This is a genomic window from Mesorhizobium sp. WSM4312, from assembly GCF_002294875.1.
Taxonomy (GTDB): domain Bacteria; phylum Pseudomonadota; class Alphaproteobacteria; order Rhizobiales; family Rhizobiaceae; genus Mesorhizobium.
In genome coordinates, this window is record NZ_NSFU01000002.1 from 68,481 (window position 1) to 90,740 (window position 22,260).

The 22,260-nt window shown below is 64.6% G+C and carries 24 protein-coding genes; all 24 read left to right on the plus strand.

Annotated features, from left to right (window positions below; all coding sequences use genetic code 11):
• The first annotated feature begins 24 nt into the window (after positions 1-24).
• The 24 genes from CK228_RS03605 to CK228_RS03720 all read left to right on the plus strand — a co-directional run bounded on the left by CK228_RS03605 (position 25) and on the right by CK228_RS03720 (position 22,254).
• Positions 25-1,146: a DUF1217 domain-containing protein gene (locus CK228_RS03605; RefSeq protein ID WP_095772744.1), complete on the plus strand. Its 1,122-nt coding sequence runs from the start codon at positions 25-27 to the stop codon at positions 1,144-1,146.
• A gap of 2 nt (positions 1,147-1,148) precedes the next feature.
• Positions 1,149-1,874: a flagellar basal-body rod protein FlgF gene (gene flgF / locus CK228_RS03610; protein ID WP_019860945.1), complete on the plus strand. Its 726-nt coding sequence runs from the start codon at positions 1,149-1,151 to the stop codon at positions 1,872-1,874.
• A gap of 1 nt (position 1,875) precedes the next feature.
• Positions 1,876-3,276 carry a flagellar protein export ATPase FliI gene (gene fliI / locus CK228_RS03615; RefSeq protein WP_095772670.1) on the plus strand — a complete coding sequence of 467 codons (1,401 nt, stop codon included), beginning with the start codon at positions 1,876-1,878 and terminating at the stop codon, positions 3,274-3,276.
• Positions 3,257-4,081, plus strand: a complete 825-nt coding sequence (locus tag CK228_RS03620; RefSeq protein ID WP_095786941.1) for a hypothetical protein — start codon at positions 3,257-3,259, stop codon at positions 4,079-4,081. The genes fliI and CK228_RS03620 overlap by 20 nt, the downstream gene beginning before the upstream one ends.
• A 65-nt stretch (positions 4,082-4,146) precedes the next feature.
• Entirely contained in the window at positions 4,147-4,527 is a 381-nt protein-coding gene (gene flgB, locus CK228_RS03625) for a flagellar basal body rod protein FlgB (RefSeq protein WP_019860948.1), read from the plus strand.
• A gap of 1 nt (position 4,528) precedes the next feature.
• Entirely contained in the window at positions 4,529-4,945 is a 417-nt protein-coding gene (gene flgC / locus CK228_RS03630; RefSeq protein WP_095772668.1) for a flagellar basal body rod protein FlgC, read from the plus strand.
• Positions 4,942-5,265 (plus strand): flagellar hook-basal body complex protein FliE, encoded by a 324-nt coding sequence (locus CK228_RS03635; protein WP_019860949.1) that lies wholly within the window; start codon positions 4,942-4,944, stop codon positions 5,263-5,265. Before flgC ends, CK228_RS03635 begins: the two co-directional genes overlap by 4 nt.
• Before the next feature lie 10 nt (positions 5,266-5,275).
• A complete protein-coding gene (flgG, locus tag CK228_RS03640) occupies positions 5,276-6,064 on the plus strand; it encodes a flagellar basal-body rod protein FlgG (protein WP_019860950.1) in 789 nt (262 codons plus the stop codon).
• Positions 6,065-6,070: 6 nt separating this feature from the next.
• Entirely contained in the window at positions 6,071-6,607 is a 537-nt protein-coding gene (flgA, locus tag CK228_RS03645) for a flagellar basal body P-ring formation chaperone FlgA (protein WP_179295800.1), read from the plus strand.
• Positions 6,608-6,756: 149 nt separating this feature from the next.
• Entirely contained in the window at positions 6,757-7,845 is a 1,089-nt protein-coding gene (locus CK228_RS03650) for a flagellar basal body P-ring protein FlgI (protein WP_245318115.1), read from the plus strand.
• 3 nt (positions 7,846-7,848) lie between these two features.
• Positions 7,849-8,436 (plus strand): MotE family protein, encoded by a 588-nt coding sequence (locus tag CK228_RS03655; RefSeq protein ID WP_179295801.1) that lies wholly within the window; start codon positions 7,849-7,851, stop codon positions 8,434-8,436.
• The gene (flgH, locus tag CK228_RS03660; protein ID WP_095786944.1) at positions 8,433-9,140 is read left to right on the plus strand and encodes a flagellar basal body L-ring protein FlgH; all 708 of its coding nucleotides are present in this window, start codon (positions 8,433-8,435) and stop codon (positions 9,138-9,140) included. Before CK228_RS03655 ends, flgH begins: the two co-directional genes overlap by 4 nt.
• A gap of 20 nt (positions 9,141-9,160) precedes the next feature.
• Entirely contained in the window at positions 9,161-9,655 is a 495-nt protein-coding gene (locus tag CK228_RS03665) for a flagellar basal body-associated FliL family protein (protein WP_095772664.1), read from the plus strand.
• Positions 9,652-10,383, plus strand: coding sequence for a flagellar type III secretion system pore protein FliP (gene fliP / locus CK228_RS03670; protein WP_019860957.1), 732 nt, complete (start codon positions 9,652-9,654; stop codon positions 10,381-10,383). The genes CK228_RS03665 and fliP overlap by 4 nt, the downstream gene beginning before the upstream one ends.
• Before the next feature lie 244 nt (positions 10,384-10,627).
• Positions 10,628-11,614 (plus strand): flagellin, encoded by a 987-nt coding sequence (locus CK228_RS03675; RefSeq protein ID WP_032931520.1) that lies wholly within the window; start codon positions 10,628-10,630, stop codon positions 11,612-11,614.
• A 276-nt stretch (positions 11,615-11,890) separates the two neighbouring features.
• Positions 11,891-12,961 (plus strand): flagellin, encoded by a 1,071-nt coding sequence (locus CK228_RS03680; RefSeq protein WP_095772663.1) that lies wholly within the window; start codon positions 11,891-11,893, stop codon positions 12,959-12,961.
• Between the two features lie 131 nt (positions 12,962-13,092).
• The gene (fliF, locus tag CK228_RS03685) at positions 13,093-14,742 is read left to right on the plus strand and encodes a flagellar basal-body MS-ring/collar protein FliF (protein WP_095772662.1); all 1,650 of its coding nucleotides are present in this window, start codon (positions 13,093-13,095) and stop codon (positions 14,740-14,742) included.
• A 3-nt stretch (positions 14,743-14,745) separates the two neighbouring features.
• Positions 14,746-15,366 carry a hypothetical protein gene (locus tag CK228_RS03690; RefSeq protein ID WP_095786945.1) on the plus strand — a complete coding sequence of 207 codons (621 nt, stop codon included), beginning with the start codon at positions 14,746-14,748 and terminating at the stop codon, positions 15,364-15,366.
• The gene (locus CK228_RS03695) at positions 15,363-16,757 is read left to right on the plus strand and encodes a MotB family protein (protein ID WP_095772660.1); all 1,395 of its coding nucleotides are present in this window, start codon (positions 15,363-15,365) and stop codon (positions 16,755-16,757) included. Before CK228_RS03690 ends, CK228_RS03695 begins: the two co-directional genes overlap by 4 nt.
• Positions 16,754-18,133, plus strand: a complete 1,380-nt coding sequence (locus tag CK228_RS03700) for a chemotaxis protein MotC (protein WP_095786946.1) — start codon at positions 16,754-16,756, stop codon at positions 18,131-18,133. The genes CK228_RS03695 and CK228_RS03700 overlap by 4 nt, the downstream gene beginning before the upstream one ends.
• A complete protein-coding gene (locus CK228_RS03705) occupies positions 18,130-19,509 on the plus strand; it encodes a flagellar hook-length control protein FliK (protein ID WP_095786947.1) in 1,380 nt (459 codons plus the stop codon). Before CK228_RS03700 ends, CK228_RS03705 begins: the two co-directional genes overlap by 4 nt.
• Positions 19,439-20,026: a transglycosylase SLT domain-containing protein gene (locus CK228_RS03710; RefSeq protein WP_179295814.1), complete on the plus strand. Its 588-nt coding sequence runs from the start codon at positions 19,439-19,441 to the stop codon at positions 20,024-20,026. Before CK228_RS03705 ends, CK228_RS03710 begins: the two co-directional genes overlap by 71 nt.
• A gap of 223 nt (positions 20,027-20,249) precedes the next feature.
• Positions 20,250-20,918, plus strand: coding sequence for a response regulator transcription factor (locus CK228_RS03715; protein WP_010911291.1), 669 nt, complete (start codon positions 20,250-20,252; stop codon positions 20,916-20,918).
• A 79-nt stretch (positions 20,919-20,997) separates the two neighbouring features.
• Positions 20,998-22,254 (plus strand): flagellar hook protein FlgE, encoded by a 1,257-nt coding sequence (locus tag CK228_RS03720; protein WP_095772657.1) that lies wholly within the window; start codon positions 20,998-21,000, stop codon positions 22,252-22,254.
• Positions 22,255-22,260: the final 6 nt, after the last annotated feature.

Genomic DNA, 22,260 nt, shown 5'->3' on the forward strand with positions numbered 1-22,260 from the left:
TAAGCTTCGGCCGGAGGCATGACGTTGCTCAATACCTTTACCAGCTACCAGTTGATCACCAGGGACATCAACAAGTCGATCGACCGCATCGAGCAGCAGCCGACTGTCGATCGCGATACCAAATATTACCTGGCCAACATAACCAAGGTGAAATCGATCGACGATTTCGTCAAAAATGACCGGCTGTTCAAATATGCCATGAAGGCCTACGGGCTGGAGGACATGGACTACGCCAAGGCCTTCATGGTCAAGGCGCTCAAGGAAGGCGTCACCGACCCTAACAGTTTCGCCAACAAGTTGACCGACAAGCGCTACGCCCAGTTCGTCAGCGCCTTCAACTTCGCCGCCAATGGCGCCAACGCCACCATCTACAACAAGGCGCAGCAGCTGGTGACGAAGAATTACGCCACGCAGGCGACGATCGCCGGCCTTGATCCGAATTCGGACTATGTGAAGGGCGAGACGACCTACTACCTCGCCAACATCACCAAGGTGAAATCGGTCGACGACCTGATGTCGAACAGCCGGCTCTACACCTACGCGCTGGCCGCGTTCGGTCTCGATTCGGCGACGGAGAATAAGGACCTCATCAAACAGGTTCTGCAGGGTGGCGTGCGCGACCCCAACAGCGTCGCCAACAAGCAGACGAACCCGGCCTACGCGGCATTGGCCTCGGCCTTCAACTTCGAGCAGTACGGCGAAGCCGCAACCACCATCAATCCGGCGCAGCAGCCGACTGTCGACAAGTATATGCGCCAGACGCTGGAGGAGGATGCCGGCAAGACCAATGAGGGCGTGCGGCTGGCGCTTTACTTCCAGCGCAAGGCGCCCGACATCACCAGCTGGTACGACGTGCTGGCCGATACGGCCCTTGCCAGTGTCGTGCGCACCGCGCTCGGGCTCCCCGATTCCTTCGCCACCGCCGACATCGACAAGCAGGCGCAGCTCTTCGAACAGAAGCTCGACATCTCGGATTTCACCGACCCCGTGAAACTCGGCAAGTTCCTGACCCGCTTCACCAGCATGTACGAGATCAACAATCCGACCTCGACGGCCGTGACGTCAGTCAGCGTGCTCTTTGCCCAGCCGGTCACGGCGGGCATCTCCACCGACCTGATGATGGCCATGCAGAAGTTGAAGTTCTGATCATGCAGGACAGTCTCTACGTCGCCCTATCCGCGCAGATGGCGCTCGAACGCCGGCTCGACACCATCGCCGACAATGTCGCCAACGCCAACACTGTCGGCTTTCGCGCCACCGGCGTGAAATTCGAGGACATGGTGTCGGGCACCGGGCAGAAATCAGTGTCCTTCGCCTCGTCGGGCAAGACCTATCTTTCGGGCGCCCACGGTTCGCTGACCGAGACCGGCAATCCGTTCGATTTCGCCATCCAGGGTGACGCCTGGTTCGCCATCGACACACCGGCCGGCACCGTCATGACGCGCGACGGCCGCTTCTCGATGAACGAGAATGGCGAACTCATGTCGATCGAAGGCCATCCGGTGCTCGACGCCGGCGGCGCGCCGATCCAGCTCGACCCCCGAAACGGTCCGCCCAAGGCCGGCGCCGACGGCTCGCTGCGCCAGAACGACCAGCTTGTCGGCTCGATCGGCCTTTACAATTTCGACCCGGGCGAGAATTTCGTGCGCTACGGCAATTCCGGCATCGTGCCGGCGCGCACCCCCGAGCCGGTCACCGACCGCTCCGATGTCGGTATCGCGCAGGGTTTCGTCGAAGAATCCAACGTCAATCCGGTGCTGGAGATGACCCGCCTGATCATGGTCCAGCGCGCCTTCGAGAACACCGCCGCGCTGATGCGTCAAACGGATTCTTCCACCGACGAGGCGATCAAGACGCTCGGCTCGAAGTCGTAGCATGTCGCTCGACCGGTCCTCCATCCGTGCACCCGAAAGGCAGCTCCCACCGGCGCCCGAAGATCGGCTCGCCGCACTGGAACGGGTAATTCGGCGTTTCAGCAACACCGACGGGCTGGTCAAGCGTGGCGGTCTCGTCACCGAAGTCACGTCCACGCACTACAAGGTGCGCGGCCTTTCCGATTTCGCCAGGCTGGGCGACATCGTCGAGCAGCGTGGCCAGTCCGGCGCGCGCCGCGGCGAGATCGTCAAGATCAGCCGCGACGAAGTCGTCGTCGCCCCCTTCGAACGCAGCGCCGATGCCGGTATCGGCGATGCGGTGTTCCGCAGGGGTCCACTCGCGGTGGCGCCGCATGATTCATGGCGCGGCCGCACCATCGACGCGCTCACCCGGGCGATCGATGGCGGTGCGCCGCTGATCAGGGGCGAAGACCTGTCGGGCGGCGCCACGACGCCAGGCGCCATGGCGCGGCAGCGCGTCGGTACCGCCTTCATGACCGGCGTCAAGGTCATCGACATCTTCACGCCGCTGTGCTTCGGTCAGCGCATGGGCGTCTTTGCGGGTTCGGGCGTCGGCAAGTCGACGCTGCTCGCCATGCTCGCCGGCGCCGACGCGTTCGACACCGTCGTCGTCGCGCTGATCGGCGAACGCGGCCGCGAGGTCCGCGAATTCCTCGAGGACACAATCGGCGACAGCATGGCCAAGACCGTGGCCGTCGTCGCCACCAGCGACGAGAGCGCCATGATGCGCCGGCGCGCGCCCGACACCGCCATGAGGGTCGCCGAGCACTTTCGCGACCAGGGCCACCGCGTGCTGTTGGTGCTGGATTCGATCACCCGCTTCGCCCATGCCTTGCGTGAGGTGGCGACGGGAACCGGCGAGCCGCCGGTCGCCCGCGGTTATCCCGCCTCGGTATTCACCGAACTTCCCAAATTGCTCGAGCGCGCCGGACCGGGGGCCGAAGGCAAGGGGTCGATTACCGCCATCATTTCCGTGCTGGTCGACGGCGACGACCACAATGATCCGGTCGCCGATTCCGTGCGCGGCATCCTCGACGGCCATGTCGTGCTCGACCGCGCGATCGCCGAACAGGGTCGCTATCCGCCGGTCAATCCCCTGTCATCCATATCGCGCCTGGCCGGCAAGGCCTGGAGCGTCGAACAGCGCGCTTTGGTGACGCGGCTGAAGTCGATGATCGCCCGCTTCGAGGACACGCGCGACATCCGCCTGCTCGGCGCCTATCAGGGTGGCGCCGACGCCGAGCTCGACATCGCCGTGCGCCAGGTGCCGCTGATCTACGAGGCGCTGACGCAATCGCCCAGGGACCGCCCGTCAGCCGATCCGTTCTCCGATCTCGCCCGCCATCTCAAGGGAAAGCTGAATGCCGAATCAGGAGACTGAACGCCAATACACCGAGCGCATCCTGAATGAGATGATCGCCGCGGCGAACGCCGCCGAGGAGGCTCGAGCCGAGGAGGAGAGGAGGACCAAGGCAAAGGCCGCCAGCGCCATCGCAGCCAAGACCGCGGCTGTTCTGGCCAGAGCCGTCAAGCCGGTCCTGCCCCGATCCGAACCTGTCGCTCGGGCTGCCGCGCCCGTGGTTCCCCGCGTCGAGGCCGCCGAGATCACGCAGGCAAGCCGCGAATCGCTGATCGATGGCCTGTTTCCCGTCACCGAATGGCCGCAACCGCCAAAGGCGCAATTTCCAAAATTAAGCAAGAAGGCGGACCGGCGCAGCGACTTCGTCATCGCCGCGCTCGGCGTCACGCTCGGCCTGATCTGCGCCCTGTTTCCCTGGTATATCTTCTTCAACCAGGAGCAGTTCGGCGTTCAGGCGATCAAGTTTGGCGGCACCGGCACCAATTCGGGACGCGAGGGTGGCGGCGTGGTGACCTCGCGCAGCGCGCCGCTGACGGCCAAGGACCTTCCCAACACCAGCATCGACCTGCTCGCCACCGGGACGGTGCAGGATGACGCCACCCCGGCGCAGCCGCCCGGCGACCAGCCCTTCCCGGCCGATGTCGCGAAATTCCGCATGGTCCATGTCGCCAACGGCCGTGCCATGATCGAGGACGACACCGGCCTGTGGATCGTCCAGCGCGGCTCGATACTGCCGGACTCTAGCACCGTGTCGTCGATCGAGCAGCGCAACGGCAAATGGGTCATGCTGACCAGCACCAACCAGCTGATCCAGCTTTCCAGGTAGCGGCTGCCCGCAAGGTCCGCGCAAGACTGGCGGCCTAGTCTTTGGGCACATGCCCGGAGATTCCCATGGAGCCCGTTTCCCTTTTCGATCTCGCCGCCAAGCAAGCGCAGTGGCTTTCCGTGCGCCAGTCGGCGATCGCCGGCAACATCGCCAACGCCAACACGCCGGGCTACACGGCAAACGATGTCGAGCCCTTCGAGAAGGTGCTCGACCGCACGGCTGTGTCGTTGCAGACCACCGAGGCCGGCCATCTCGGCAGCGCGGCGACCAATGCCGGCTTCACCATCAAGCCGCAGGAAGATGACGGCGTGGTCATGCCGTCCAAGAACACCGTCGTGCTTGAGGACCAGCTTCTCAAGGCTGGCGAGGTGCGCCGTTCCTTCGAGCTCAACACGGCGATCGTCAAGGCTTTCCACTCGATGATGATGATGGCGGTGAAGAGCTGACATGGACGCACTGACCGCAGCCCTGAAAGTCGCAGCATCCGGCCTCGGCGCCCAGTCCGAGCGCCTGCGCGTGGTCTCTGAAAACCTCGCCAATGCCCAGTCGACCGGCACGACGCCCGGCGCTGACCCCTATCGCCGCAAGACCATCAGCTTCGTCTCCGAGCTTGACCGGGCGTCCGGCGCCTCAACGGTTGAAGTGAACTCGATCGACCGCGATCCAAGTGTCTTCCCCGTCGAATTCCAGCCTGGCAACGAGGCCGCCGACGAGAAGGGCTACGTCAAGATGCCCAATGTCAACGCGCTGATCGAAATGGCCGACATGACCGAGGCCAACCGCTCCTACGAGGCCAACCTGCAAGTCGTGAAGCAGGCGCGCGACCTCATTTCAATGACCATCGACCTGATGAGGAACCAATGATCGTGAACGGCATCGGCGCGCTCAACCTGAAGCCCGGGCTGGGCGATACGGCGACCGACCTGCTTCAGGGCGGTGTCGCGCCGGCGACATCAGGCAACCTTGGCACCTCCTTTGCCGAAGCGGTGAGCCAGGCAGCCTCCAAGACCGTCAACACGCTGCAGAATGCCGAACAGGTGTCGCTCCAGGCGCTCAAGGGCGATGCCGACACACGCCAGGTCGTCGATGCCGTGATGAGCGCGCAGCAGGCGCTTCAGACCGCCGTCGCCATCCGCGACAAGGTCGTTTCGGCCTACCTCGAAGTCAGTCGCATGGGTATCTGAGGAATAGGTCATGAAAGCACTTTCCATCGCCGCCACCGGCATGAATGCCCAGCAGACAAATCTGGAAGTCATCGCCAACAACATCGCCAACATCAACACCACCGGCTACAAGCGGGCGCGCGCCGAATTCTCCGACCTGCTCTACCAGGTCGACCGCACGCAAGGCGTACCCAACCGCTCCAACGCCTCGCTGGTGCCGGAAGGCGTTTCGATCGGTCTCGGCGTCAAGACGACGGCCGTGCGCAACGTGCACACCCAGGGCGAACTGACCAGCACCGGCAACAGTTTCGACATGGCGCTGACCGGCAGGGGCTGGTTCCAGATCGAGGGCGCCGATGGCGGCACGCTCTACACCCGCGCCGGCGCCTTCAACACCAACGCCACCGGCCAGCTGGTGACGGTGGATGGCGCCAATGTCATTCCGGCGATCACCGTGCCGACCGACGCGGTCGAGGTGATCGTCAACAAGACCGGTCAGGTGTTTGCCCGCATCGACGGCCAGACCGACCTGCAGAATCTCGGCCAGCTCCAGATCGTCAACTTCGCCAACGAGGCGGGCCTCGCGCCGCTCGGCGACAATCTGTTCCAGGAAACGACCGCCTCCGGCCCGGCCAATGCCGGCGTGCCCGGCGATCCCGGCTTCGCCACCATCCAGCAGGGCTATCTCGAGGCCTCCAACGTCGACCCGGTCAAGGAAATCACCGAGCTGATCTCGGCGCAGCGCGCCTATGAGATGAATTCCAAGGTGATCCAGGCCGCCGACGACATGGCCTCGGTCGTCTCCAAGAACATCAGGTAAGGGATGATGGCCATGCCGATCTCCTGCTCCGCATTCCGCCGCACCGCGCTGATCCTTGCGCTGGTAGTCGGTGGCTTGCCGGCTTTCGCCCAGGAATCGGCAAATCAATCGACAAATCAGTCGGCAACGCAGATCGCCGGCAATCAGCCTGCCGGCGAAGTCGTGCTGATCCCCAGTCGCGTCATCTACCCCGGCGAGACCATCGAACTCGCCGCCCTGAAACAGGTGACCCTCATCGCGGGCAAACACAAGCCCGATGCGATGGCGACCCGCGCCGAAGAGCTTCAGGGCAAGATCGCCAAGCGCACGCTGCTGCCCGGTCGCTACATCCCGGCCGCCGCCATCCGCGAGGCCTGGCTGGTCGAACAGGGTGCAGCCGTGCAGGTCTTCTTCATCGCCGGCGGACTGACGATATCGGCCACCGCGGTAACCTTGCAGCCAGGTTCAGCTGGCGACCTCATCAAGGTTCGCAACAGCGATAGCGGCAAGATCCTCTCCGGCACGGTGATGGCCGACGGAACCATCCAGGTCAGCGCTTCATGATGCGCCCGCTTGCCCTTCTGCTTGCTGCCACGCTGGGCCTGCAGCCAGCGCTGGCCGACGGCCTGACACCCAAGGCCAAGCGCGAACTCGCCGCCAAGAACGGCGGCGTCTACGACGATCCGGAATATGATCCGGCGACCACCACCCGCATGTTCCGCGTTTCGCCCGGACCGAGCTCGCTGCCGCCTGGCCAGGTCGCCTCGCGCATCAAGGACATCGCCCAGCTGCAGAGTTCGCGCGACAACCAGCTGGTCGGCTACGGCCTGGTCATCGGCCTCGCCGGCTCGGGTGACAGTCTGCGCAATTCGCCGTTCACCGAGCAGTCGATCCGCGCCATGCTCGAAAATCTCGGCATCGCCACCGAAGGCGGCCGCGCGCGCGCCAAGAACGTCGCCGCCGTCATCGTCACCGCCAACATGCCCCCCTATGTGCAATCGGGCGCCCGCATCGACATCGACGTCTCCTCTATGGGCGACGCCACCTCGCTTGCCGGCGGCACGCTGATCATGACGCCGCTGAAGGCGGCGGACGGCGAGATCTATGCCGTCGGTCAGGGCGCGGTCATCGTTTCCGGCTTCACCGCCAAGGGCCAGGCCGAACAATTGACGCAAGGCGTGCCGACCGCCGGCCGGGTGCCGAACGGCGCCATCGTCGAGCGTTCTGTGAAGGCCGAGTTCGACGACCAGTCGACGCTGACGCTGCAATTGCGCAATCCCGATTTCTCGACCGCCATCCGCATCGCCGACGCGATCAACGACTATACCAGCCAGCGCTTCGGCATGCGCGTCGCGGGTGAGCGCGATTCTCGCACCGTGCAGATCAGAAGGCCAAAGGGCGTTTCGGCCGCGCGCTTCTATGCCGAGATCGAAAACCTGGTGGTCGAATCCGATACGCCGGCCCGCGTCGTCATCGACGAGCGCACCGGCACCATCGTAATCGGCAACGACGTCAAGATCTCGCGCGTCGCCATCAGCCACGGCACGCTCACGGTGCGCATCACCGAAGCGCCGCGCATCGTGCAGCCGGAACCTTTCTCCAAGGGCGAAACCGCTGTCGAGCCGTTCACCGCCATCGACGCCAGCCGGCCCGATGCCCGCGTCGCGGTGCTCGACGGACCCGACCTGCAAACCCTCGTTTCCGGCCTCAACCGCCTCGGCGTCAAGCCGGACGGTATCATTGCCATCCTGCAAGGCATCAAGTCGGCCGGCGCCCTGCAAGCCGATCTGGTCCTCCAATAGGCGATGCCGATGATCCCCTCCCTTCTATCCCACGAAAGACGCTCCTGCCGCGCAATCCTGTTCGCGGCCGCGGCTCTCGCGGCCATGGCCGTTGCCAGTGGCGGCGCACATGGCGAGGATGTCGTTCGCCAGGTTCTGCCCGGAGCGCAGCCCGCGGTGGCGCCGCAGCAATTGGCCCGGGAGAAGGCGCCCGACCAGAGCGAGATCGAGCGCTTCTGCTCCAACATCGCCGACGCCGCCCGCGACCGCCGCTACGCCTTGCAGGCCGAGGAACTGAAGCAGTTGCAGGCCGGCATCGACGAGCGCATGAAAGCGCTGGACGCGAAGAAGGCCGAATACGAGACCTGGCTGAAGCGGCGTGAAGTGTTCCTGGCCCGGGCCGAGGACGGCGTCGTCAAGATCTATGCCGGCATGAAGCCCGATGCGGCGGCCGAACGCCTGGCGATCGTCAACGCCGACCTGGCCGCGGCCGTTCTGATGAAGCTCGATTCACGCAAGGCCGGGGTCATTCTCAACGAAATGGACCAGAAGGCGGCGGCGACTCTCACCGGCATCATGGCCAGCGCAGCCCGAAGGGTAGATCCGTCATGATCCGCAGAACGCTCATCCTGTGCGCGGTGGCAGCCCTGTCCGGCTGCGGCACCAACCTCAGGGAAGTCGGCAAGGAACCGTCGCTGTCGCCGGTCGGCTCGGGCATTGACGGCGGCAACACGTCTTCCCTGTACAGATACCCCGAGCCGCCTCGGGCACCGGTGAAAAAGTTCTCGCTGTGGGACGATCGCCAGAGCCGTCTCTTCACCGATCCCCGGGCGCTCTCGCAGGGCGACATCCTGACCGTCACGATCAAGGTCAACGACCGCGCCAATTTCAAGAACCAGAACGACAGGAGCCGCACCGCCAACCGCAAGCTCGGCTTCGACCTCAGCGCGCAATGGGACAAGTGGAGCACCGCCGGCAAGGGCGCCGGCACGCTCAACTCCGCAACGGACACGACGGCCGATGGCGAGATCAAACGATCGGAAACGCTTGAACTCAATGTCGCGGCGATCGTCACCGATGTCTTGCCGAACGGCAATCTGATGATCACGGGGTCGCAGGAAGTGCGCGTCAACGCCGAACTGAGGGTGCTGACCATCGCCGGCATCGTGCGGCCGGCCGATATCGGCGCCGAGAACACGATCCCCTACGAACGGATCGCCGAGGCGCGCATTTCCTATGGCGGGCGCGGCCGCATCACCGAGATCCAGCAGCCGGCCTACGGCCAGCAGATCCTCGACCAGGTTCTTCCGTTCTAGGGATTGGAGAACAGAGCGCCGTGGCCAATGTCGAACAACTCCAGCCTCGCAAGGGTCCATCCCTTGTGGTTCAGGGCGCCATGCTGCTGGTGGTGACGGTCGCCGCCATCGGCATGGGCTGGATGTCCGGAGGTTATCTCAAGGGCGCCGGCGCACCGCCATCGGTGCCGGCTGCTCCTGAAAATGCGGGCAAGGTTGCCGAACCCTCCGCTGCGCAACAGCCTGGCACGGGGCCGACGCTTGTCGCGCTGGCGCCGATCACCACGAATATCGCCTCACCCGCCGACACCTGGATCCGGATGGAAGCATCCGTGGTCTACGACGCGCCGCAGCCGCCGGCGATGACGGAGGACATCCATCAGGACCTTCTGGCCTTCGTGCGTACGCTGAAGATGCATCAGGTCGAGGGCGCCAGCGGTTACCAGCACCTGAAAGCCGATATCGAGGAACGCGCCTCGATCCGCAGCCAGGGGCACGCCAAACAGGTTCTCATCAGGACATTGCTGCTCGAATGAAGAAGTTCCTTCTCGCCGCGGCGCTGATCGGCGCCGCCACCTCCGTCGCGGCGGCGCAGCAGCTGGACCTGGGCGGCATCGGAAAGGCCGACGGTACCACCGTCGGCTACATCATCCAGATGTTCGGCCTGCTGACCGTGCTGTCGGTGGCGCCCGGGCTGCTGATCATGGTGACGAGCTTCACCCGTTTCGTCATCGCCTTCTCGATCCTGCGCGCCGGCATCGGCCTGCAGTCGACGCCGGCGAACCTCATCCTCATTTCGCTGTCGCTGTTCATGACCTTCTACGTCATGGCGCCGACGTTCGATCAGGCCTGGAACACCGGCGTCAAGCCGCTGATGGACAACCAGATCAGCCAGACCGAGGCCTTCGAGAAGATCTCGGATCCGTTCCGCACCTTCATGCTGCACAATGTGCGCGACAAGGATTTCGACCTTTTCGCCGACCTCGCGCGCGAGCGCGGCCAGGTCGTCGCCAAGGAGACGGTCGACCTGCGCATCCTGGTGCCCGCCTTCATGATCTCCGAGATCCGCCGCGGCTTCGAGATCGGCTTCCTGATCGTGCTGCCCTTCCTGGTCATCGACCTGATCGTCGCCACCATCACCATGGCGATGGGCATGATGATGCTGCCGCCCACCGTTGTCTCGCTGCCGTTCAAGATCCTGTTTTTCGTCCTGATCGACGGCTGGAACCTGCTCGTCGGCAGCCTGGTGCGCTCCTTCACCTGACCCTGCTCTCCGGCCCGAGGCCGCGTCTGCCCGACAGGACCGGGCAGTGCGCCGGACATCGTCGATTTTTTCTCGAATTATTTTCGATTAACCGTCCGATTTAGCCCTTTGGTAGGAACTCGCCGCCATAGTCGCTCGCAGATGGCGGGTGATCTCTCGACGATCATTGGCATGATGCCGCTCCGTCATACCGGAAAAGCCGGTATGTCAAAAAAACACCTGTAAAAACAAGGTACGAGTAGCCATGGCCAGTATCATGACCAACAGCGCCGCATTGACGGCCCTGCAGAGCCTTAACGCCACCCAGAACAACCTCTCCACCACCCAGGCCCGCATCTCGACGGGCTACCGCGTCTCCCAGGCTTCGGACAACGCCGCCTATTGGTCGATCGCCACCACGATGCGTTCCGACAACCAGGCCATGTCCACCGTTTCGGACTCGCTCGGCCTCGGCGCCTCGAAGGTCGACACCGCCTACACTGGCATGAACAGCGCGATCACCACCATCAATGCGATCCAGCAGAAGCTGACCGCGTCCTACGGTCAGACCGATGCCGCGAAGGAAAAGACCCAGGTCGAAATCGCCGCTCTGCAGCAGCAGCTGAAGGGTTACGCCGACTCCGCCACCTTCTCCGGCACCAACATGCTGTCGGTGTCCACCGCCACGGGCACGGCCGCCGACGTCAAGATCGTCTCGGCCTTCAACCGCAGCTCGACCGGCGCGGTTTCGCTCTCGACGATCGATGTCAACGTGGAAAGCATCAAGCTCTATGACTCCGGCGCCGCGCCGACCGCCAAGGGCCTTCTGGATACGGCCCGCCTCGGCACCACTGGCGCTGCAACCACCACGGCACAGAACCCGACCCTTGGTGCCGCTCCCGCTGCCGGCGATACCTATTCGGTCGCCTCGCTGAAAATCTTCTCGGGCACCACGGCCGCCAGCGACGCTCAGATCTCGCAGATGATGACCGTCGTCGACGCCGCGCTCAAGGACATGACGACCGCCGCCACCAAGCTCGGCGCCGCCAAGAGCTCCATCGACCTGCAGAAGACCTTCACGCAGAGCCTGATGGACTCCATCGACCGCGGCGTTGGCCAGCTGGTCGATGCCGACATGAACAAGGAATCGACCCGCCTCCAGGCGCTGCAGGTCCAGCAGCAGCTCGGCGTCCAAGCGCTGTCGATCGCCAACGGCTCGTCGCAGTCGATCCTGTCGCTCTTCCGCGGCTGATCGCTCTACACCGACCAACCAAGAAAACGGGCCGCGCCAAAAGCGCGGCCCGTTTTGCGTTTGCTCCAGCCCCGCGCAACCCTCGTTTCTTAACCCTCGAAAGCGAGCCTTTAACAGGCCGTTAACCATAACGCGCTAGTCATGGTTAACCAAAGCTTACAACGGATTGGCGAATCGGCCCGGTCGGGGCGACGGCAATCGACGGGCGGGCCATCGGCTCGCGAGGGCAATGCCGGTTTTTGAGAAAGACCGGCCTGGGAAAAAGGAGCGAGTTTCTTGGCGAGCATCATGACAAACGCCGCGGCGTTGACCGCACTTCAAAGCCTCAACGCCACCAACAAATCGCTTGAGCAGACACAGTCGCGAATCTCGACGGGCTACAGGGTCTCCGAGGCCTCCGACAACGCCGCCTACTGGTCGATCGCCACGACGATGCGCTCCGACAACGCAGCCTTGTCGACGGTGCAGGACGCGCTCGGCCTCGGCGCCTCGAAAGTCGACACCGCTTATACCGGCATGAACAATGTTCTGACGTCGATCGGCCAGCTCAAGACCAAGCTGCTCTCCACCATTGGCCAGACAGCTGCCGCAAAGGCAAAGACGCAGACGGAAATCACCACGCTTCAGGCGCAGATGAAGTCCTTTGCCGATGCCGCCACCTTCTCGGGCTCGAACTACCTTTCGGTGACGTCAACGCAGGTCGCTGCCCCCAATGACGGCGTTCAGGCCGACGCCAAGATCGTCGCGTCCTTCAACCGCTCCTCCTCCGGCGCCATCTCGCTCGGAACGATCGACATCGATGTCGAGAGCACGAAACTGTTCGACAACGGTCTTGCCACCGCCGTCAAGAACCAGGGCACGCTCGACCGCCAGACGTCCGTATACGCGACAGCGGCCGCCCAGAACCTGTACGACACAGCCTATGCGGCTACGATCGCTGGCGGTGGCACGGACATCGCCGCCAACACCGCTGGCCAGACGGCCGCGGGCGCGGTGGTCCCCAGGATTGACAATGTTTCCGCCTTCAATCTCGACATCACGGCGGCGGGAGTGACCGACGACATCATCACCCAGATGATCGGCAAGATCGACAAGGTCATGAGCCAGCTGACCGACCAGGCCACCATCCTCGGCGCCGCCAAGAGCTCCATCGACCTGCAGAAGACCTTCACGCAGAGCCTGATGGACTCCATCGACCGCGGCGTCGGTCAGCTCGTCGATGCCGACATGAACAAGGAATCGACCCGCCTGCAGGCATTGCAGGTCCAGCAGCAGCTCGGCATCCAGTCGCTGTCGATCGCCAACAGCTCCTCGCAGTCGATCCTGTCGCTGTTCAAGAACGGCTAATCCGGCTGTAGCCGACAGATACCCCTCCCTCCAATTCACGGGCCGCGCCGCAAGCGCGGCCCGATTTCATTTTCGCACAAGCTTCGAGGGCTAGTGTTCCGGCGGACAATCATGCTGGGAGTCGCTCTATCGTGCCGGAACAGATCCAGAGCATCATCTCGAATCTCCGCGGTTTTGGTGTGAAGCGCCTCGCCATGCTGGCGGGCATCGCCGTTCTGGTGATGGGCGTCATCGGCATCGCCTCGGTCTACCTCAACCGCCCGGCCTACGACACGCTCTATGTCGGGCTCGACCGCTCCGACGTGAACCAGATCGGCCTGGTGCTGGGCGAGGCGGGCATCGGCTTCGATGTCGGCGCCGACGGAACCTCGGTTCTGGTGCCGGCCGGCACCACGGCACAGGCGCGCATGCTGCTCGCCGAAAAGGGTCTGCCGACCAGCGCCAATGCCGGCTACGAGCTGTTCGACAATGTCGGGGCGATGGGCCTGACCTCGTTCATGCAGCAGATCACCCGTGTGCGGGCGCTGGAAGGCGAGATTGCCCGCACCATCCAGTCCATATCGGGCATCAAGGCGGCTCGCGTCCACATCGTCATGTCCGAGCGCGCCAATTTCCGCCGCGACGAACAGCAGCCCTCGGCATCGGTGGTCATCCGCTATGCCGGCATCGACGCAGAGAAGAGCGCCCAGTCGATCCGCCACCTGGTCGCCGCCGCCGTGCCTGGCCTGTCGGCCGACAAGGTGACGGTGCTCGATTCCAACGGCAACCTGCTGGCCGCCGGCGACGATCCCTCCAACACCAGTGCGGCCCGCACGCTCGGCGTCGAGCAGACGGTCGAGGCGCAGATCGGCGACAACATCCGCCGCGCGCTGGCGCCATACCTCGGCCCTGACAATTTCCGCGCCAGCGTCAAGGCCGAGGTCAACACCGACACCCGCCAGACGGAAGAAACCATTTTCGATCCGAACTCGCGCGTCGAGCGCTCGGTGCAGTCGGTGCGCGCCAATGAGAACAGCAACCAGAAGCAGGCCTCGACCCCGGCCAGCGTCGAGCAGAACCTGCCGGAGACCCAGGCGACCAGCACCGAGGGTCCGCAAACGACCTCGGCGAACGACCGCAAGGAAGAGATCACCAATTACGAGATCAACTCCAAGAAGATCGCCACCGTCTCCAACGGCTACACCGTCACCAAGATGTCGATCGCCGTCGTCGTCAACCAGGATCGGCTGAAGGCGATCCTGGGCAAGGACGCTACCCCGGAGCAGATCGCCAAGCGCGTCGCCGAGATCCAGAAGATGGTGACGTCGGCCACCGGCCTCGACGACAAGCGTGGCGACGTCATCGACGTCTCGGCGGTCGAATTCATCGACGGGCTCGACGGCGAAGCGATCCCGCAGGCTGGAATGCTGGATTCCATCGGCCAGCACGCCGGCACGCTGATCAACGCCGGCGCTTTCATCGTCGTGGTGTTCCTGGTGGCCTTCTTCGGCTTGCGGCCGATGGCGGCCGCACTGACGGCAAAAGCGATGCCCGCTTTGCCAGGCCCGAATTTCGATGAAGTCCAGCGGTCGCTGCCGACACCCGAGGCGGCTGCTTCCGTCGATGCGGGTGCCGCCATCGGCGCCTTGCCCGGCTCGCGGCCGGGCACCAATCCGCTCGATGATCTTCGCCAGAAGATCAGGCCGGCGCCACAGGAGCGGCTTGCCCGCATGGTCGACCTCAACGAGGAGCGCACAGCGCAGATCCTGCGCAAATGGGCGGCCCAGGAAGTCGCGGCGTAAACCATGGCCTCCGCAGCCCTTTTCGATCTTCTCCCTGATTTCGGTACGCGCGCGCCGCGTGTCAGTCAGCCCCAGGCCGCATCCGAGCACAGGCCGGAAGCATCCGCACCGCAGGCCGATATCGGCACGCTGATCGCCGAGGCGGTTGCCCAGGCAGAAGCAGCGCTGACGGAACGGCTTGTCGCCGCCCACGACGCTGCGCTGGAAGCGGAGCGCCAGGCGCATGTTGAGGAAGCGAGGGTTTTCCTCGAAAGCTTCGGCGGCGACATCGGCAAGGCGGTCTCGCTGCGCATCGACGCCATGGAGGCGCGCGTAACGGACCTTGTCACCGCCACGGTCGCACGCATCATCGGCGGCATTGTCAGCGACGATCTGCAGAAGCGCTCGCTCGAAGCGCTCGCCGGAGCGGTTCGCGAAGCCGTCGGCGATGGCGAAGCGGTGCGCATCGCCGTCCGTGGGCCACTGTCGCTGTTCGAAACGCTGAAGGCATCGCTTGGACCAAGCATTGCAAATCTCGACTTCATCGAGGCGCCAGGTTTCGACCTGACCGTGACCATTGACGAGGCCGTGTTCGAGACACGCATCGCCGAATGGTCGGCCACCCTTTCCGAGGTCTTGTCATGAGTGTCGCCGAGGCCGATCACGGCAGGCACGAGATCATCATCGTGCGGCGGGGTCATGACGACCACGACGAGGGCCATCACGGTGGCGTCTGGAAGATCGCCTTTGCCGATTTCATGACCGCCATGATGTGCTTCTTCCTGGTGATGTGGCTGATCAACGCCGCCAACGAACAGACCAAGGCGGCCGTCGCCAGCTACTTCAACCCGGTCAAGCTCGTCGACCGTGAGTCGAGCCGCAAGGGCCTTGAGGACCTCGGCAATGGGCCGCGCGCGGTCGGGATGACGACCGACGACCCGCAGGAGGCGACAAAAAAGTCTGGACAGGACGGCATCGGTGCGGCGGGCTCATCCAACCGCAAGCAGGACAAGCAGGAGCCGAACAAGGCTGAACAGTCGGATGAGCATCTGTTCGCCGACCCCTACGCCGTGCTCTCCGAAATCGCCACCGACACCGGCGTCATGCAGAATGTCAGCCAGAAGGGCGACGGCGGCGCGCAAAGCGCCGGGCCGGCGACGGGCGCCTCGGGCGGCGCGTCCTACAGGGATCCCTTCGAGCCGGACTTCTGGTCGCAGCAGGTGGCCACACCCGCCGCCGAGGCGAGTGCCCAGCGCCCCAAGATCGAGGGCGATCCGCTCAAACCAGGTGACAAGGCCGCCGAAACGCAGGTCGCCAAGGTCAAGGCCGTGCCGCCGGCGTCGCCCGTCAAGGAAGCCCCACTCGAGCCCCTGGCCGAGGATGGCAAGGACGCCGCCGCGACGATGGCCAAGGCCGGCGAAATCAAGGCCGGCGAAACCAAGGCCAGCGGCGCCAAGGCCGGTGACGCCAAGACGGGCGAGAGCAAGGCCGTGGCTGCCGCCAAGGCGGATACCGCGGCCGCCGTGCAAGAGACGACCGCGCCTGAAGCCGGGGAAAAGCAGCCGACCGCCGCTGCCGTGAAGGCCGCGGCCGACGTCAAGCGGCAGCTGGCTGAAGCGTTCAAGCCTGGCGACAAGCTGCATGACGGCGTCTCGGTCGAAGCCACCGACAAGGGTGTCGTCATCTCGATCACCGACCAGCTCGACTTCGGCATGTTCGAAGTTGGATCGGCGGTGCCGAGCCGCGAACTGGTGCTGGCGATGGAAAAGATCGGCCGCATCGTCAACAGCCAGAAGGGCACGATCAGCATCAACGGCCACACTGATGCGCGCCCCTTCCGCAGCGCCAGCTACGACAATTGGCGGCTGTCGACGGCGCGCGCGCATTCCGCCTACTACATGCTCGTGCGCGGCGGCGTCGACGAGCGCCGCATCACCGAGGTCGCCGGCTTCGCCGACCGGCAGCCGAAGGATCCGGCCGATCCGCTGTCGGCGGCCAACCGCCGCATTGAGATCCTGATGGCGACCGGCGGATGAAGCGGGCGGCCGTCACCAGCCGGCTGATGGGCCTGTTGCTGCTGGCAGCCGGATATCCGTCGGCCGGCTTCGCCCAGGACACGCTGCAGCCCTACCAGCTGGTGCGCTCGCTGCAGCTGGTCCAGGACCGCATCGCCGCCGGCGATCACGCCGCGATGCCGATGCAGGCCAAGCTGCTCGAGATGATCGATACCCGCTTGCGCGAAGCGGATGCGGAGGACTTCAAGGACCCCAAGAATTTTCGCGCACTCCTGGTCTACGGCATGAGCGGCGGCAATCCGGTGACCGTCGAGGCGGCGGTTTCCCGTGCCAAGTCCGTGGATGCCGAAGACCTCTCAATCGCCAAGGGCGTCATAAACTATCTGGTTGGCCGGCCCGCCAGTGCGATCGAAGTCCTGAGGCCAATCGATCCTATGACGCTGCCCAGCGACCTCGGCGCCTTTCTTGCCTTGGTCAAAGGATCGCTGATGGCGACGGACGACCCGGTGATGGCGCTCACGCTGCTCGACGAGGCCAAGCTGCTCAGCCCCGGCACACTGGTCGAGGAAGCGGCCCTGCGGCGTTCGGTCGGCATCGCCGTGAGCCGAGGCGATGCGGCACGGTTCGCGCGTGCCTCCACCCAATATGTCGAGCGTTACCTCTATTCGCCCTATGCCAGTCAGTTCGCCGATTCCTTCGTCTCCGGCGTCATCACCCTGCATATGTCGATCAGCCAGGACAAGCTCGCCGACATCACCTCGATGATGGATCCCGAGCGCGAGAAGGTGATCTATCTGCGCATCGCCCGCCGCGCCGCGATCGACGGCCTCAGCGAATTGTCGGCCTTTGCCTCCGCGCGGGCCGAGCAGGGCCGCGACGGCAACACCAACCAAGGCGATCCGCGCGCAGAGCTTTACTCGAGCCTGTCCACGGTGACTTCCGGTACGATCGAGGATGTGCGCACCAAGCTCGGCAAGATCGACCGCAGCAAACTGTCGGACGGTGACCGTGCCCTGCTCGACGCCGCTCAGGCGATCGCCGGTGAGGTGGTGGCGCCGCCTGCTTCCCTTCCGGCCACAACTCCGGCGTCTGCACCCCTAGCGCCGCAGCCCAAATCCGAGGTCGCCGCCACGCAGGCCGCCGACGCGGCCGGATTGCCGCCCGTCGAGGGTGCAGTCTCCGAACAGCCCGCCGCCTCGCCATCCCAGCCATCCGACAGGACGGCGGCCGCGACGAGCGCGCCGCCGCCTTCAGCCGATTCGGCGACGGTCCTGCCGGCATCGGCGCCGGCAACTTCTGCCGGTCCCGACACGACCGATCCGACCGACGCCGCCATGATGAAAACCCGTCGACAGCTCGACGTGATCGACCAGATGCTTGGAGCCGCCCCGAAATGACCCCCAGCCTCGGCCCGGCCTTGCCAGGATTTACCGCCGCGCGCACGGCGGAGCAGCCGACCGCCCCCGGCAAGAAGGATGATGCTGGTTTCGGCAAGATGGTGCATGGCCGCGCAGGCCAGGCGGAAAAGCAGCCAACCACCGAGGCAGGCGGGCGCGATCCGCGCTGGAGCAAGCTCGCCGCCGGCCTGGCGGCACAGGCAGGCGAGGACGAGCCGATGCCGACCGGCAAGGCGAGGACCACGCCCACCGGATCGACGGCAGCGAAATCCACGAAGGACGACAAGGGCGTTGAGGCGGACAAGGACGTCGATACCGAAAAGCCGGCGACCGACGCCGGTGCAACGCCGCTCGACGATCATCTGCCTTTGCTGATGGCGTTTCATGACCTGCGCCATTTCTCGACATCGGCCAAGTCAGCCGATGCAAGCGAGGCCGGACAGGAACCGGCGCTCGACGGGCAGCTCCTGTCGAAAGCCTATCGCGCGGCGTCCGTCGCTGGGCAAGACGACCTCGAACCTATGCCGAAGCCCGAGCGGGTCGCACTCGTCGACGGGCCGTTGAAGAAGCTCGACGGCCAATCCGGCCGCGACGCGAGCGCCGGCACTGGCGCGCCACGGCGTGACAATGCAACCGCCGCCGGCCCGCTGCCCGAGACGACAACCGCCGATGTGCCGGGCGTCGAACAGAAGCAGACGGCGCCACAGCTGAAGTCGATCGCCGACGTCCAGTCCTCGTTGCGGTCGGAGCCAGGAAAACAGCCCTCGGCCCAGGCGCGCGTCGACGTGGTTTCCGAGCGCAGCTTCCCCGCCCCGCCGCAGGCGCCGATGAGCCAGGCAGCACTCAACGTAATCAACGCCGTAGCGGCCGATGTTGGCCCGCAGCAGGCGTTTTCGACAGCCGCCGCGACCACCCACATGGCCGGCTCTGTTGCCGTTCCGACACATGTGTTGAAGATCGAACTTCACCCGGCCGAGCTGGGCATGGTCAACGCCCATCTTCGCCTCTCGGGAGAACAACTCTCGATTGAATTGAAGCCCGAAACACACGACGCCTACCGCCGGCTTTCCAGCGACAGCGAGGCAATCGTCAAGTCGCTGCGCGGGCTGGGTTTCGAGGTTGATAAGGTCACCATCATGCAACCTTCGGTAGCAGTTCCAGTCGCAACCCGGACGGATGCGACCGCCTCGCTTGCCGCCGCGCCTGGCCGCGACCAATCCGCCTTTCAGCCCGGAAACTCCAGTGGCGGCAACGGTGGAACCGGCGGCCAGCAACCGGGCCAGCAGTCCGCAAGGGGTAATCATGATGACGCGCAAGCCCGCGGCCGCGCCGCTTCGCCATCTCGCGAGCACGCTGGCGGCGATATGTTTATCTAGCCTCGCAACCAGCGCCCTCGCCGCCGCCAATCCCTGCGAGCCCGAGATCCTGCGCGCCGCCGATCGCTATGGCGTGCCCGCCGGCATCCTCTATGCCGTCGGCCTGACCGAGACGGGCAAGAAGGGCAGCCTTCAGCCTAACGCCTTGAATATAGAAGGAAAAGCGATCTTTCCAAGGAGCCGGGCCGAAGCGCTTGCCACCTTCGCCAATGCCCGGCGCGAAGGCAAGACGCTGATCGATCTCGGCTGCATGCAGATCAACCACCACTATCATTCCTCGCACTTCCGCAGCGTCGAGGACATGCTCGACCCGCGCCAGAACGTCGATTATGCGGCGCGTTTCCTGGCCAGTCTCCACGCCCGCCACGAGACCTGGTCGATGGCCGTTGCCCGCTACCATGCCGGCCCCGACAACGACCCGGCGCAGAAGGTCTATGTCTGCAGGGTGATCGCCAATATGGTTGCCGCCGGTTTTGGCAAATGGACAACCAACGCCCGCGCCTTCTGCAACCCGTAAGCGTATCTTCTGCTCCTAATACGCCCGTGGCACTGCTCAGGGCTTGCCGTTTTGACTTACCCAGAACTTCCCCCCGTAAGCATATCTGGCTGCACGCTAATGCAACCGGCACGATTCCAGACTCCCAAGAAACTAGTTACAAGAAATGACGGTTGTTCAGGATTCCCGCCAACGGTTAGGCCTTTCCCCACGGGGCAAATGTGTTGATTCGGAGGCGGGGCCGATGATCGTGATCGTTGACGAGCGAGAGCTCGTAACTGAGGGATACAATTCACTTTTTGATCGCGAGGGCGTCGCCTGCGCGGGCTTCGCGCCCGGCGAATTCGGCGAGTGGGTCAACTCGGCCGCCGACACCGACCTGCGATCGGTGCGGGCCTTCCTGATCGGCGACTGCCGCGACGGCGCCATCTCTCCGCGCCAGATCCGCGACCGCACCGGCGCTCCTGTCATTGCGCTCAGCGAGCAGCATTCCCTGGAAAACACGCTGCGGTTGTTCGAGAGCGGCGTCGACGACGTCATCCGCAAGCCCGTCCACATCAGAGAGATCCTGGCCCGCATCACCGCCATCCGCCGGCGCGCCCATGAGGATGTCGCCTACACCGAGATCGGCGCCATGCGCATCTTCATGGACGGCCGCGACCCCGAGATTGACGGCCAGCCGCTGCCCCTGCCGCGCCGCGAACGCCGCATCCTCGAATATCTGGCGAGCAACCGCGGCCGGCGCGTAACCAAGACCCAGGTCTTCAACGCCATCTATGGCATCTTCGACGAAGAGGTCGAGGAGAACGTGGTGGAGAGCCACATCAGCAAACTGCGCAAGAAACTGCGCGAGAAGCTGGGCACCGACCCGATCGATTCCAAACGCTTCCTCGGCTACCGGCTCGTCTTCTGATGCCGCGCCGCGCCAGCCTCGCGCAAGACAGGACGCGTAGCCTCGCCGCCAGTGGCATGGATATTGCGGAGACATCTCGATGAGCCTCTACGGAATGATGCGGACCGGCGTTTCCGGCATGAACGCCCAGGCCAACCGCCTGTCGACAACCGCCGACAACATCGCGAATTCCGATACCACCGGCTACAAGCGGTCCTCGGCCGAATTCTCGACCCTGATCATGCCGTCGACGGGCGGCGCCTATAATTCCGGCGGCGTCACCACGACGATCCGGCAGGCAGTGAGCGATCCGGGCGTGCTGCAGTACACGACCTCTGTCTCCGACCTTGCCGTCAGCGGCGATGGTTTCTTCGTCGTCCAGGATCCGAGCGGCACGCCTTTCCTGACCCGCGCCGGCGCCTTCGTTCCCGACGCACAGGGCAGGCTGGTCAACGCGGCCGGTTTCCAGCTGATGGCCTACAGCTACGCCAATGGCACGCCGGCGGCGACGGTGAACGGCTTCGAGGGTCTGCAGCCGGTCGTCATCTCCGACCAGGGCCTAACCGCGACGCCGAGCACCCTGGGTACTTACAGCGGCAATCTGCCGGCAGGTGCCACGCCGGTCGTCGCCGCCAACCTGCCAGGTGCCAACGCCGCCACCGCGCAGTACACCTCGAAATCGTCGATGGTCGCCTATGACAACCTCGGCAACAAGAAGCTGCTCGACGTCTATTTCACCAACACCGGTACCGGCACCTGGCAGGTCGCGGTTTTCGATCAGTCGAAGGCGACGCCGGGAACATCATTCCCCTACACCGGCGGCGCGCTCGGCACGGCCAACCTGACCTTCGACACCACGACCGGCAAGCTCACTGGCGCGACCACCAGCGTTTCATTCACCGTGCCGGGCGGCGCGAGCCTCAATCTCGATCTGTCGAAGCTGACGCAGCTCGGCACCGGCTTCACGGTTTCCGACGCCCAGGTCAACGGCAACGCGCCCAGCACCATCGACAAGGTCCAGATCAGCAAGGACGGCACCATCTACGCCCAGTACAAGGATGGTTCCACCAAGCCGCTCTATAAAATTCCACTGGCCGACGTGCAAAGCCCGGACCAACTCAAGGCCCTGCCCGGCAACGTCTATGCGCAAGGCACCGACTCCGGCGCGATCCGTGTCGGCTTTGCCAATGAGGGCAAGGCCGGTTCGATCATCTCCGGCGCGCTCGAGAATTCCAACGTCGATATCGCCGAGGAATTGACCGACATGATCGCGGCGCAGCGCAGCTACACCGCCAATTCGAAAGTCTTCCAGACCGGTTCCGACCTGATGGACGTCCTTGTCAACCTGAAGAGATAAACCGGG

Coding starts and splice junctions, on each gene's coding strand:
- fliP (WP_019860957.1), top strand. CDS start 9,652: ATGAAGAAGTTCCTTCTCGCCGCGGCGCTGATCGGCGCCGCCACCTCC.
- flgF (WP_019860945.1), top strand. CDS start 1,149: ATGCAGGACAGTCTCTACGTCGCCCTATCCGCGCAGATGGCGCTCGAA.
- CK228_RS03705 (WP_095786947.1), top strand. CDS start 18,130: ATGACCCCCAGCCTCGGCCCGGCCTTGCCAGGATTTACCGCCGCGCGC.
- CK228_RS03675 (WP_032931520.1), top strand. CDS start 10,628: ATGGCCAGTATCATGACCAACAGCGCCGCATTGACGGCCCTGCAGAGC.
- CK228_RS03690 (WP_095786945.1), top strand. CDS start 14,746: ATGGCCTCCGCAGCCCTTTTCGATCTTCTCCCTGATTTCGGTACGCGC.
- flgG (WP_019860950.1), top strand. CDS start 5,276: ATGAAAGCACTTTCCATCGCCGCCACCGGCATGAATGCCCAGCAGACA.
- CK228_RS03655 (WP_179295801.1), top strand. CDS start 7,849: ATGCCGATGATCCCCTCCCTTCTATCCCACGAAAGACGCTCCTGCCGC.
- flgH (WP_095786944.1), top strand. CDS start 8,433: ATGATCCGCAGAACGCTCATCCTGTGCGCGGTGGCAGCCCTGTCCGGC.
- CK228_RS03710 (WP_179295814.1), top strand. CDS start 19,439: ATGACGCGCAAGCCCGCGGCCGCGCCGCTTCGCCATCTCGCGAGCACG.
- CK228_RS03720 (WP_095772657.1), top strand. CDS start 20,998: ATGAGCCTCTACGGAATGATGCGGACCGGCGTTTCCGGCATGAACGCC.
- CK228_RS03620 (WP_095786941.1), top strand. CDS start 3,257: ATGCCGAATCAGGAGACTGAACGCCAATACACCGAGCGCATCCTGAAT.
- CK228_RS03715 (WP_010911291.1), top strand. CDS start 20,250: ATGATCGTGATCGTTGACGAGCGAGAGCTCGTAACTGAGGGATACAAT.
- CK228_RS03695 (WP_095772660.1), top strand. CDS start 15,363: ATGAGTGTCGCCGAGGCCGATCACGGCAGGCACGAGATCATCATCGTG.
- flgC (WP_095772668.1), top strand. CDS start 4,529: ATGGACGCACTGACCGCAGCCCTGAAAGTCGCAGCATCCGGCCTCGGC.
- CK228_RS03635 (WP_019860949.1), top strand. CDS start 4,942: ATGATCGTGAACGGCATCGGCGCGCTCAACCTGAAGCCCGGGCTGGGC.
- flgB (WP_019860948.1), top strand. CDS start 4,147: ATGGAGCCCGTTTCCCTTTTCGATCTCGCCGCCAAGCAAGCGCAGTGG.
- CK228_RS03650 (WP_245318115.1), top strand. CDS start 6,757: ATGTTCCGCGTTTCGCCCGGACCGAGCTCGCTGCCGCCTGGCCAGGTC.
- CK228_RS03700 (WP_095786946.1), top strand. CDS start 16,754: ATGAAGCGGGCGGCCGTCACCAGCCGGCTGATGGGCCTGTTGCTGCTG.
- flgA (WP_179295800.1), top strand. CDS start 6,071: ATGGCCATGCCGATCTCCTGCTCCGCATTCCGCCGCACCGCGCTGATC.
- fliI (WP_095772670.1), top strand. CDS start 1,876: ATGTCGCTCGACCGGTCCTCCATCCGTGCACCCGAAAGGCAGCTCCCA.